Annotated in this window: 7 protein-coding genes; all 7 read right to left on the reverse strand. The window is 37.4% G+C overall.

What is annotated here, in order from left to right; translation table 11 throughout:
* Positions 1–151: 151 nt before the first annotated feature.
* Positions 152–1,645: a tRNA (adenosine(37)-N6)-threonylcarbamoyltransferase complex ATPase subunit type 1 TsaE gene (gene tsaE, locus PVV68_RS00675; protein ID WP_273719641.1), complete on the reverse strand. Its 1,494-nt coding sequence runs from the start codon at positions 1,643–1,645 to the stop codon at positions 152–154.
* 61 nt (positions 1,646–1,706) lie between these two features.
* Complete coding sequence (locus PVV68_RS00680; protein ID WP_273719640.1) at positions 1,707–4,166, reverse strand: PAS-domain containing protein; 2,460 nt, start codon at positions 4,164–4,166, stop codon at positions 1,707–1,709.
* Between the two features lie 39 nt (positions 4,167–4,205).
* Positions 4,206–5,603 (reverse strand): adenosylhomocysteinase, encoded by a 1,398-nt coding sequence (ahcY, locus tag PVV68_RS00685; protein WP_273719639.1) that lies wholly within the window; start codon positions 5,601–5,603, stop codon positions 4,206–4,208.
* 1,078 nt (positions 5,604–6,681) lie between these two features.
* Positions 6,682–7,680, reverse strand: a complete 999-nt coding sequence (locus tag PVV68_RS00690) for a complex I NDUFA9 subunit family protein (protein WP_273719638.1) — start codon at positions 7,678–7,680, stop codon at positions 6,682–6,684.
* Between the two features lie 42 nt (positions 7,681–7,722).
* A complete protein-coding gene (locus tag PVV68_RS00695) occupies positions 7,723–9,042 on the reverse strand; it encodes a folylpolyglutamate synthase/dihydrofolate synthase family protein (RefSeq protein ID WP_273719637.1) in 1,320 nt (439 codons plus the stop codon).
* 4 nt (positions 9,043–9,046) lie between these two features.
* The gene (accD, locus tag PVV68_RS00700) at positions 9,047–9,967 is read right to left on the reverse strand and encodes an acetyl-CoA carboxylase, carboxyltransferase subunit beta (protein ID WP_273719636.1); all 921 of its coding nucleotides are present in this window, start codon (positions 9,965–9,967) and stop codon (positions 9,047–9,049) included.
* A gap of 551 nt (positions 9,968–10,518) precedes the next feature.
* Positions 10,519–11,238 carry a sulfate transporter family protein gene (locus tag PVV68_RS00705; protein ID WP_273719635.1) on the reverse strand — a complete coding sequence of 240 codons (720 nt, stop codon included), beginning with the start codon at positions 11,236–11,238 and terminating at the stop codon, positions 10,519–10,521.
* Between the last annotated feature and the right edge of the window lie 1,211 nt (positions 11,239–12,449).

Consider the following 12,449-nt stretch of genomic DNA (forward strand, 5'->3'; position numbering starts at 1 on the left):
ACTTTAACAAATCAATTTTGCAGAGAATATTTGTTAATTTTCATAGAAAATTTTGAAAAAAAATAAAAAAGAATATGTAGTTTTATATTCTACAGTCAAAATGGATGATGGGAGGAGAAAGTGTTTTTACAAAAGTTAAGGGTACCTGTACCTATTCTACTTTTGAAAGGAGTCCCAATTCTTGATAAAAATTTTGTAAAGGTGCAAGTATGGGGTTTGAAAGATTGCGGACAAGATAATTTTGCACGTAAGGGAGATATTGAAGATAAGATGATTTCCCATCACGCTGATGGAGGCGTATAAAAATCCCTAGAATTTTTGAAGCGCGCTGGGCACCAGCAAAAGCATAAAGCTTGCGGAATTCGCTTTCATCAAAAGAGCGTGTCGCTTGATAGCGTGCATTGCAATAGGCATCGAGAATTTTTGTCTCCAGTGTTGGGGAGATAAACACACGTGCATCTTGCCCTAAAGAAACAAGGTCATAGGCTGTTGGACCTATTAAGCCATCCTGAAAATCAATCAGACCAATGCGATCCATTCCTTTTTTTTGTGCACACCAAAGAATATTGGGTGAATGATAATCACGCATAACGAAGGTCTTTTCACCTTGAGCAAGACTATCGAGATAGGGTTGCCAACAAGCAAAAAAAGTTTCACGCTGTTCTTGATCTAAAGTTTTTTGTGTTTGAAAGGGTACATACCAGTCTAGCAATAAAGAAAGTTCTGCTTGTAGTGCTTGGCAATCATAGGAGGGAATTTGCAACAAAAATGTTGCAAATTGCTTCTCTGCAGGCCACGATTTTTGATGAAAGGTAGCCAGCAATTCGCTACAGGCGATATAGCGTTCTTCTAAAGGATAACGGTTTTGATCTAAAATTCCATCACACCCTAAATTTTCTAGAATCAAAAGACCTTTTTCAAAGTCTTCGACAAAGATATGGGGAGCAGAAAATCCATTCTCTAAAAGAAGCTGATTAATTCCGACAAATTGGCGGATATCTTGTGCAAGTTGTGCACTTGTTATGTAAGAGAGATCAGAATTCTGTTCCCTTTGCATGGTTGGCGCATCCATGAGAACTTCACTGTGTTGTCCATCATCCAGAAGTTCATAGGTGCGTGCAGAGGCATCTCCAGCCAAAAAATGACGATGAACTTGACCGCGCCCATGGGCTGTTAAAAATGTGCGAATTGCAAAAGAGCGCTGGAGACGCTCAAGAGAATTTTGTGCAGATATGAGAGTCACATGACGCCCACAACCTTCATGTTGTAAAGTAAGTGCGAAGGTAATTGGTCCTAAAAGATCAGCACCTTTTTCTGGCCATTCGATGAGTAAAACGCTGCTTTCACGTGCTTCATAAAGCCCTAATTCATCAATTTCTTCTGCCATAGAAAGGCGGTAAAAGTCTGCATGAACAATTTCCAATTGTGGAAGTTGATAATTTTGGGCGAGAGTGAAAGTAGGGCTTGGAACATCTAGAGTTGTGTCGTTGGCAAGTGTGTGGATAATTGTCCGTGCAATAGTTGATTTTCCTGCTCCAAGATCACCTTGCAGCGTCACCAGATCACCTGGTTTTAAAGCAAGGGCTAAGTCTTGCGCGAAAAGCCTAGTTGCTTCTTCATTTTCAAGAAAAAAACGAAAATTCATGAACAATTCCATGCCATGGGTAAAAAAATTGTAATAATAATTGTAATAATAAAAGACGAGATTAAAAAACTTTATCTCCTTTGGAAATCGGGAAAAAACATTTAACTGTTGTTCCTTTTCCCATACCGGTAAGAATTTCAACATGTCCACCATGGAGTTCGACAAAGCTTTTAACAAGGGACAGACCAAGACCTGCTCCCGCACGCCCACCATGATGTGAATGCGAAGAAAAACGTTTAAAAATGCGATCTAAGATATCTTCTGGAATATCAGAGCCCTCGTTGTGAACACTAAAGATAATATTATCATCTTGTTCATCAACACAAAATTCAATCGTGCTTGCTTCTGGTGCAAAATTAATGGCGTTGCTGAGAACATTAACAAAAATTTGATGCAAACGTGTTGCATCAGCAGAGATACAATTTAAAGAAGGAGAAATTTGTTGTAAAAGCGTGATATGGCGCTCATTAAGGCGTTCTTCGACACGTGTGACTGCTTGTATCATGGCATCGGCAATATTTACGGGTTGTACGTCTAGCTCCATAATGCCTGCATCAAGAGTTGCAAGGTCAAGGATGTCATTAACAATATTTAAAAGGGTGCCTGATTCTGAATGAATGTGCCCAAGATATTCTTTTTGGCGTTCATTAAGAGGGCCAAAAATTTGATCGCGTAAAATATCAGAAAATCCAATAATATTGGTGAGAGGTGTACGCAGCTCATAGGAAACATGTTGAACAAACTCATTACGCAAACGATCGGCACTTTCTAAGGCATCATTTTTTTCTTGAAGAGCACGTGCTACATGAACAGTATCTGTAACATTAACGAAATTAAGCATTGTTTGTCCATCAGGAAGCGGTACCAATTTATAGTCAATGATCATGCCATTTTTAAGGTCCATACGACCTGAATATATATCGCGTTTTTCAGCAAAACCTGTAATAAACTGGGTAAATTGATCCCATTCTCTTCCCATGGTTAAAGTTGAACAATGGCTTTGCAATTGGGTAATATGGGTACCTTCTACCAATAAGTTATAAGGGAGAGACCATAATTTTGATAAAACAGGATTTGATAAACGAAGTCGTCCATCCGTGCCAAAAACCACCACACCTTCTGAAAGTTTATCAAGCGTTTCGCCTTGTATTTTAATGAGTGTATTGTAGCGCCGTTCAAGATCAATTTTTTCTGTAAGATTTTCATAAAGCCAAGTGACTCCTCCTTGTGGATGAGGGCTGGAAATAACACGCACTGTGCGTCCATCTGGAAGATTCCAAATTTGTTGATTGGCTTCCGTTTGTTGATAGGCTTTAAAAAGTTCTTCTTTCCATGTGCGCCAATCAGGATGTTCCGCAATGAGCCCTTTTTCACGCAGACGTTCAAGAAGCAATGTATGGCTTGGTCCACTTTCTAAAAAAGTACTTTCCAATGGCCATAAAATTTTAAAAGCATGATTGCAGAATTTTAACTTTTGGTTGCTATCAAAAACAGCGACAGCTGTTGAAATTTGATCAAGTGTTTCACAATGGCTTTGCAGAACACGTTTGAGTTCATTGGCAAGATTTTCATAGGGGCTGTCATCATGTGCAAAAGCTGCCATTCCTTCGGCTGTTGTAATTCGTGTGAGATGAAAACAATGCCGTTCTCCATCAATAACCGTATGAACATGCTCTTGAAAAATTGTTTCGACCTCATCGGTTTTCCGTTGTGTTGTTTCATTGAAAAGATCATCTATTTCATGACTATCTTCTCGAAAGCCGGTCATTTCTCTAAAGGCACGATTAACAAAACAAACTCTTCCTTCACAATCTCGTATCCATACCGGTTCTTGAATACGATCAAGAAGATTACGCTGCATTCTCAGTTCGATAAGGATTTTAGAGATATCTTTTTTTAAGCGCGCATTTTCGCTCTGCTGTGTTGAAATATCTTGAAAGCGTGCAATGGCTACTGTTCCAGCAATTACCCCTGTAACTTGTAATAGCGTATTATTTATCGTGGTGATAGACAATTCAAAAGGGTGAGATTCGTAACGTAATTGTGTTAATGCATAGTCAAGTTCTCGGCGTGAATTTTCTTCAAGCCAGAGCTCAAAACACTGAAAATCTTTCTGATCAATTCCTAAATTTTGTAATGCAGGAATGTTACCAACAACACGAGGTAAAGCGCTTGGGTTTTCCCAAATAAGGAGAGATTGTCCCGTTTCTTTTAAAAGCCATTCATAATATTTAAGTTTTTCAAAAAGCTCTACTTGAGTTGCTTGCAGAGGCTGCCATGCAGCTTTTTTTGCACGCGTAATAACAGCTATACACATAAAAAGTGAGGCGGAAAAGATTCCTCCACACAGTGCTAAAAGGAGCCATGGACCATCTGGAAAAGTAAATGGTAGAAGCCTTTCCAATGGTTGAGCAACAACACATTTTGGAAAAAAAAGGAAAAGAAGACAAAAAATATACGCGAAAATTCGCATCATTTTTTGAGCTTTTTTTAGAGGGACATAATCACCACAGCGGAGCACGGCGCCTTTTCCTTTTTTCTTTTAACCCAAGAAAACATTTTAGTAACGATAATGATTTGGTTTATAAGGTCCTTGTGGTGTAACTCCAATATAGGCCGCTTGTTCTTCTGATAAAGTGGTTAGTTTTATTCCTAGCCGATTAAGATGAAGGCGGGCAACTTTTTCATCAAGATGTTTCGGCAAAACAGCCACTTCATTTTTGTAGTGGACTGAACGGGTAAAGAGTTCGATTTGCGCTAAAACTTGGTTCGTAAATGAGGCCGACATGACAAAAGAGGGATGTCCCGTAGCATTACCAAGGTTAAGTAAACGCCCCTCAGAAAGCAAAATGATGCGTTTTCCATCGGGAAAGGTAATCATATCGACTTGTGGTTTAATATTCGTCCATGGCAAATTTCTAAGAGCTGATACTTGGATTTCATTATCAAAGTGCCCAATATTTCCAAGGATACACATATCTTTTAACTGTCGCATATGGTCTAAACGGACAATATCTTTATTGCCTGTTGTGGTGATGATAATATCGGCACTAGAAGCATCATCATCTAGATTCACAACTTCATAACCATCCATAGCTGCTTGAAGGGCGCAGATTGGATCAATTTCTGTCACTTTAACGCGCGCTCCAGCACCTGAAAGAGAGGCTGCTGAACCTTTACCTACATCTCCATATCCACAGACAATGGCTGTTTTACCAGCTATCATAACATCTGTTGCGCGCCGAATACCGTCTACGAGTGATTCTCGACATCCGTATTTATTATCAAATTTTGATTTTGTGACACTATCATTGACATTAATAGCAGGAAAAGGCAAAAGCCCTTCCTTTTGTAATTGATAAAGACGGTTTACACCTGTTGTGGTTTCTTCGCTCACACCTTTGATTGCTGCGCGCTGTCGTGTGAAAAAACCTGGTGTAGTCTCCATACGCTTTTGGATTTGTTTGAAAAAGAATTCTTCTTCTTCTGTTTTAGGATGAGAGAGAATATCTTTATTTTCTTCCGCACGGCATCCCATCAAAATATAATTTGTAGCATCAGCTCCATCATCTAAAATAAGATTTGAAGGATTGCCATCTGGCCATTGGAAAATGGCATCTATATAAGTCCAATATTCTTGCAATGTTTCCCCCTTAACTGCAAAAACAGGGATACCAGTGGCTGCAATAGCCGCTGCTGCGTGATCTTGTGTAGAAAAAATATTGCTAGAACTCCACCGCACATCAGCTCCGATAGTTGTTAATGTTTCAATTAAAACAGCTGTTTGAATCGTCATATGCAATGAACCAGAAATGCGTGCTCCACGCAAAGGTTGAAGAGAAGAAAACTCTTTACGACACGCCATTAAACCAGGCATTTCTGTCTCAGCGATATCCAGTTCTTTACGGCCATAAGCAGCAAGATCGATATCTTTGACAACATAATCTGGAGTTGCCATTCTTTATTCCTTTAAAATCATTTTTCCCCAGACGGTAGGAGAAATTAAAAAAAAATGCAAGCCAATAGCAAGACTTCTTTATGTAAAAAATCCTTTATTAAAATCCCCATAAATTTGTGCAATAAAGACGCTTTTATCTATCGAAACAATGAATGTAACAAACAGAATATAAAGGGACTCATAAATTTTATTGAGCAAGCAAAATTTATCAATATTTATTGTTTTAAAGTGGTGAGAACAGGAGAGTAAAAAAAGACTGTGACGAAATTATATTATAAAAAAACTAAGACATATAAATTTCATCAATAGGCTTCTCTTTTTCTTTCGAGAGACGACAAGTGAATGAAATGACAAAAAAATACATGTTTATAAAGAACGATACCTTATTGTATTGCTTATTCGTATATTTATTTTAAAGGAATATTTTATTTTTCTTCTCATTTCACGTTTGCAATACTACCTATGAATAGTACAGTAATACAAAATTTATAGGATACTAGCATCCTTATGGTTATAAGGTAATTAAGCAAAACCATAATGATATTTTTTTATCTTCAATATTTTTCCCGTTCTTGCATGAAGACAATTCAGATGTATTTAATTCATTTTCGAACGATTTTTCTTCACATATCTAGTTTTTATGTGATGCGCAAGTACAAGCCTTTTTATGATTCTGCGTGAGAGGAGAGTAAAGTGAGAAAATATAACGTTCTTTGATATCTCTGTTTCAATTAAACACTTCTATCTTTACGCTTAGTAATAAGCCGGTACCATTATTATACTTGCCACCCCCCAATGTTGTTATAGACCTTGACATCTAAGACGATTCATAAGAGCCATTTTACTCCTTTCTTAATAGTTTTTATCCATACGCTCATCCCATTTGTAACGTGCAAACGAATGGTTTTGATTGATTCAACATGGGAAAGATTTTAAATGAGAGAGTCTTAGGATATTCAAGATTCTCATTTAATATGAATAACGCTAGATTATCTATATAAATCAATACGTTGCTATCTCAAGAAAGAAACAAATAATTAAAAATCAATATGTTGATTAATTCTTGCTAGAATATGCACTAGGCTGGTAAATTTTTGGAAAATTGACCGTGTGGGCGAAATCGCCAGAGATAACTTGGCAAGAGAGCAGCCATTGCTCTGGGGGTAATACCAGCACCTTCTAAAGTATACCCATTTTTGATAGCTTCTTGAGAAACAATATTATCCATTTGTAAGAAGTGTATCTGGTTAGTTGTCACAAGTGTTGGCAAGAAAGGCAATTTACCGATCATTCCCCAAAAGCTTCCCATCAATAGCCCTACAGAAAGAGGCATAGACAAAATGGTTTTCTTACGATGAATGATTTTTAATATATTTTCAAGGGCATTTCGGAACGTAATAATTTGTGGACCACCAAGATCATAACTTTTTCCAGAGATTACTTGTCCTTCTAAAGCACGAACGACAAATTCAGCGATGTCCCCAACATATACGGGCTGTAATTTACTTTGTCCACCACCAAAAAGGGGCATGATTGGTAAAAAACACGACAAGTTTGCTAAGGTGTTAAAAAAACAATCCTCTGGTCCAAAGATAACGGATGGGCGCATAATAATTGCTTGAGGATGCGTGTTCTGGACGATTTGTTCACTCATAAATTTAACGCGTGCATAAAGGAATTTAGCGTTTTGATTGGCTACAAGCGCAGACATGTAGATAAGTGGAATGCCAGCTTGAGCTGTTAATTCAGCGACATTTTTTGCACCATCAATTTGTGTATTTTGAAAATTTGATTGATTTGCTTGTGTTAAGCTACCAGGAAGAAAGACAGCACCGTCTGCTCCAAGCAATGCGCGTGCAACAGAGGCGCGATGCTTGATATTGGTTTTCAGCATTTGGGTTTGCCCTACTTCTCCTATTTGGAGCATATAATAAGCTTTTTGCGGATGACGAACAGCAATACGAACACGATAACCCCGCTTGGTTAAAGTTTCCACGACATGCCGTCCGACAAAACCAGAGCCACCAAAAACAGTGATAAGTTTAGGATGTTGATAAAGTGCATAATCGAGTTGCATGATTTAAAAATCTATCTTTCAAAGCTCCATGAATATCAATTTTTAACATGGTGGTGTTTTATTGTCACGTAAAATATCACCGGCAAGATAAAGGGAACCAGCAATAAGGACAATAGCATCTTGATACTCTGTCTTAATTTTCTGTAAGGTATCTTTTAGATGCGGTTGTGGAGTGGAAAAAATCCCTGCTTTTCGTGCTGATTCAGCTAAAATCGTTGGACAAATACCGGCAGTACTGTCAGTTAATGGGATTGTGTAAACTTTATCTACGAGGTTTGCTAACGGACGAAAATAACCAACAGCATCTTTGGTATTGAGCATACCAGAAATCATAATAAAAGGACGGTTTGTTTTTTTTCTCCACTTGGTAAGTTCTGCTGCAACAGCTTTTCCAGCAGCAGGATTGTGACCACCATCGAGCCATAAATCAATATGAGGAGACAGCTGATCAACCAAATATCCATAGGTAAGATGTTGCATCCGTGCTGGCCAGTAAATATTTCGTAAAGCATAACTTATTGCGTGTTCTGAAAGCCTGAAACCTGCTTGATGCACTGCTTCAAGAGCAGCTCCAGTATTAGCAATTTGGTGGGTTCCAATAAGGTTAGGGAGCGGAAGATCCATAAGACCTTGATTATTTTGAAAGACCATACGTCCATGTTCTGTATAGCTCTGATAATCTTGATCAAAGAGAGAATATGGTGCTTTGTTTTTATCAGCAAGTGTCGTTAACACAGAAAGCGTTTCATCATGATCTTGCTTACTAATAACCACTGGAACAGCAGGTTTGATAATTCCCCCTTTTTGAAAAGCGATTTGTGCAATTGTGTTGCCAAGAAAAGTCTCATGATCATAATCAATAGGCATAATAAGAGAGACAGCTGGTTTATTAATCACATTAGTAGCATCAAAACGTCCTCCTAAACCAACTTCTAAAATCACGACATCAGCTGGATGTGTACTAAACAGCATAAAAGCAGCAGCTGTGAGAATTTCAAAAATAGTAATTGGTTTTTGACGATACACCTTTATAATTTCACGAATTGTCTCAGCCAGTTGGCTCTCTGTAACAAGTTGACCACCTCCTTTTTGTCCTATACGGAAGCGTTCATTCCAGTTGACCAGATGAGGTGAGCTGTATACATGAACGCGGTAACCTGCACTTTCTAAAAGAGCACGACAAATTGCACAGGCCGATCCTTTACCATTTGTTCCAGCAATATGAATAACAGGAGCGAGTTTTAAATGTGGATTACCAAGGTATTCTAAAAGGTAAAGAATACGTTCTAAAGAGAGATCAAACTTTTTGGGATAATTTTTCAGTAACTCATTGATCATCCTTTGTACTTGTTTTTTTTTCATGAAGTTAAGCCGCTTTTGTTGTAGAAAGCGAGGGATGAGAATCTGTTGGAGATGGATTGGAAGGGTTAACAGCTGCAGGATGTTTCATCATTAAGCGGAGAAGTCGTGCAATGGTTGTTTTCATTTCCAAACGCGATACGACCATATCAATCATACCATGTTCGAGCAGATATTCGCTGCTCTGAAAACCTTCTGGTAAAGTCTCACGTATAGTTTGTTGAATCACACGTGGTCCGGCGAAACCAATCATAGCACCGGGTTCAGCAATGTGAACATCACCAAGCATGGCATAAGAAGCAGTAACACCACCGGTAGTTGGATTGGTAAGAACCACAATATAAGGAAGTTTTGCTTCTTTGAGCATTTCAATGGCTACAGTTGTACGAGGCATTTGCATCAAGGAGAGTGTTCCTTCTTGCATGCGTGCACCACCAGAAGCGGCAAAAAGAACCAACGGACATTTTTCGGCAATGGCGGTATCAAAAGCTTTGATGATGGCTTCTCCTGAAGCCATACCAAGGGATCCACCCATGAAGGCGAAGTCTTGGACGATAGCTATAATTGGTAAGCCTTCAATAGTACCACGTGCGCTTAAAATATTGTCATCAACTCCAAGTTTAGAACGATAATCTTTTAACCGATCAATATAGCGTTTTTCATCACGAAACTTTAAAGGATCTGTTACAACTTTTGGATTTTCCAGAGGCGTATAAACACCATCATCAAAAAAATGCATAAGACGATTTTTAGCGCTGATGCGCATGTGATAACCAGAACTTGGAATGACATATTGATTCATCTCCAAATCTTTATGAAAGACCATTTCACCACTGGTGGGATCTTTTATCCATAGATTATCTGGAATTTCACGGCGTCCCAATATAGAATTAATTTTAGGGCGAACATAATTTGTAATCCAGTTCATCTGTATAGCCTTTCTTTAAATATGATACAGTTTTTACATGATTTCAAAGAATATAGAACTTAAGATCTCAGACTCACTTTGCCAGCTGAATAAATCAGTTTCTTTAATATCTTTACCAGTATATGAATAGCTCCCACTCCACTGTCCTTTTTTCTAATATCATAGCAACTTTCTCCATTAAGAGTATTCCTTACAACAAGTCTCTCAACAGTTTTAATAACTAAGGTTATTTATTTTGTTTTGATATCAAAATCCATTTCTTGCACTGGTTGGCAAATTTTTCATTTGCTTCTGATGAAAACGCATATTCAATGAACCATTAACACCAATGCCTTTGAAGCAAAGAAGCTTTATAAAATACCCACAGGACTATAATAGTCTATAAAAATGACGGGTACGATAACATTATGTTATCGAAACGCCAACATCAGAGCAAGATTTTTTTCAAGAGATTTCTTGGATGAGAGAAATAAAAGCGCTCATTTTAAAGCATATAACTATTGCTTATACCCTTTACGCATGAATTTTGTTTGGGTTTTCAGGAAGTGCTATTATTTCTGCCAAATAGGTGCGGTGGTTTTTTGCGAAAGCATTTTGTGTAAGTATGTCATAAAGGCAGCTGCGAAGAGCGGTGTTGTTAAATTAAGAATGGGAATTGAAACAAAAAGTGCGATTAACAAACCCGCACCAAAAACCGTTAGGTAATGGGTATGTAAAAAGGCGTGTGCTTCTTGTTCTGAGCGAAAACGGTAGGCGGCAAACACAAAATATTCACGACCAAGCAAAAAGCCATTAATAACATAAAAGGCAATCAAATTGACACCTGGTACGAAAAACAAAATAAAAGCAATTCCATTACCAAGAAGACTCAAAAGAAGAAATTTCAAGGAGAGAATCAGAGAGCGCCCAAACGGCAGAGCATGTCCAACAGGTTCGTTTGGATAATCTTCTTTTTCAATAATTTCAGCAGCAGAATCAATGAAAAAACCACCAATCATAGCAGTGATTGGGGCAATAAAAAAAGCCATCAGCATAGCTAAACCAATATTAAAAATAATGAGCATACCCAATCCTATCCATCCTGCCCAACTAGGTAATCCAGGAAGAAAATCAGCAACCCAAGGCCAAAAATAGGATATAAAAAGTTGGCGTACACCTAACCATAGAATGGCGAGAACAACAAAAGTAATTCCCAAGGCTTTTAATATCATAATACGATATTGCGGGGTGATAAGACGCTGTAAAGCACGATAAGCAGCAGTAAAAATCATAACAACTAACGAGATAAAAAAAGTAAAAACAAGGGACGGATGAAAGAGTGCTTTACATATGCATTGAGTTTTATAGATCCTATAATTTTGTTGATTAAGATAAATAATCAAGGGATGGCAATGTATTATTTTATAAGCACTATAACATATTTTTTTCAATACGGTAATATAAACTGCATTCATATTTTAAAATAAGAATATTATCTCTATCTATTTGCAATTTTCTTATGCACGACACTCAAGTGTAGACATATGAAGTTAAACAGAATATTCAAATCATGATTTACAACAAAATTGAAAGAGGTTACGTCCCTCACATAAAATAGGTATCATTGTATTGCACATTCACGCAGTTGTCTTGAAAAATTGCCCAAAGCGATGCATCTTGATGCATCTTTTGGAGTGGATTTTAAAAAAGTTTTTTAAGCTAAAACATCAAAAACAAGATACACGTATTATGCCAGCAAGATATACATTATACAATCTTCAACCATAATTGTAACAAAAAGGAGTGTTCAGAAAAATCTGAACACATTCAAACCAATGACGTGACCTTCGGTCACAATGAAAAAGCTTATAAAAATACAGTGAATGGTAAAACAAAACCATCCAAATCTTCAAAAAACACGATATTTCCTCAAATTAGGCCGGAGATTTTAATTAAAGCACTACTCAATACTACAATGTTCCTTCCACATGGCTTACAATCTGAAAGGGATTTAATTGGTTCCATGGAATTCTTAGTTAAAATGAAGGTCCATGAAGGGTATAATGGTATGTCCATTGAGAGCTACCACCTTTAGGGCTTATGAAGATGCAAGTTGGCACCATCATTTATTTTTTATCTCCCAATACAGCGATAGTTTTTGCATTTGAGAGCGTTTATAGAAGGTATTTTTGCTTTTCTTTATAGTTTTATCCACATGCTACTTCTATTTGTAATGTGAAAGTAAATGATTTTGATTGCTTCAATGTAAGAGGATTTGAAATAAGAGAATCTTATGCTACTTCGGGTTTCTTATTCAAGTTGCAAAACGATATATTATTATAAATCAATTAGATAAGTTGTAAGAAAATAAAAACTGCTTGCGAGAAATCAATCTGATTACAGTTTGGTAGGGTTAAAAATCTTTGTTCTTATAAGGTGGGGAGGAGGCAAGGATTATAGAAAATTGCGTTAGAATTTTTCTATAAAGCGAATGAACAGCATG

It is taken from the genome of Bartonella sp. ML69XJBT (genome assembly GCF_028618515.1).
GTDB lineage: Bacteria > Pseudomonadota > Alphaproteobacteria > Rhizobiales > Rhizobiaceae > Bartonella.

Coding starts and splice junctions, on each gene's coding strand:
- PVV68_RS00705 (WP_273719635.1), bottom strand. CDS start 11,238: ATGATTTTTACTGCTGCTTATCGTGCTTTACAGCGTCTTATCACCCCG.
- tsaE (WP_273719641.1), bottom strand. CDS start 1,645: ATGAATTTTCGTTTTTTTCTTGAAAATGAAGAAGCAACTAGGCTTTTC.
- PVV68_RS00695 (WP_273719637.1), bottom strand. CDS start 9,042: ATGAAAAAAAAACAAGTACAAAGGATGATCAATGAGTTACTGAAAAAT.
- accD (WP_273719636.1), bottom strand. CDS start 9,967: ATGAACTGGATTACAAATTATGTTCGCCCTAAAATTAATTCTATATTG.
- ahcY (WP_273719639.1), bottom strand. CDS start 5,603: ATGGCAACTCCAGATTATGTTGTCAAAGATATCGATCTTGCTGCTTAT.
- PVV68_RS00690 (WP_273719638.1), bottom strand. CDS start 7,680: ATGCAACTCGATTATGCACTTTATCAACATCCTAAACTTATCACTGTT.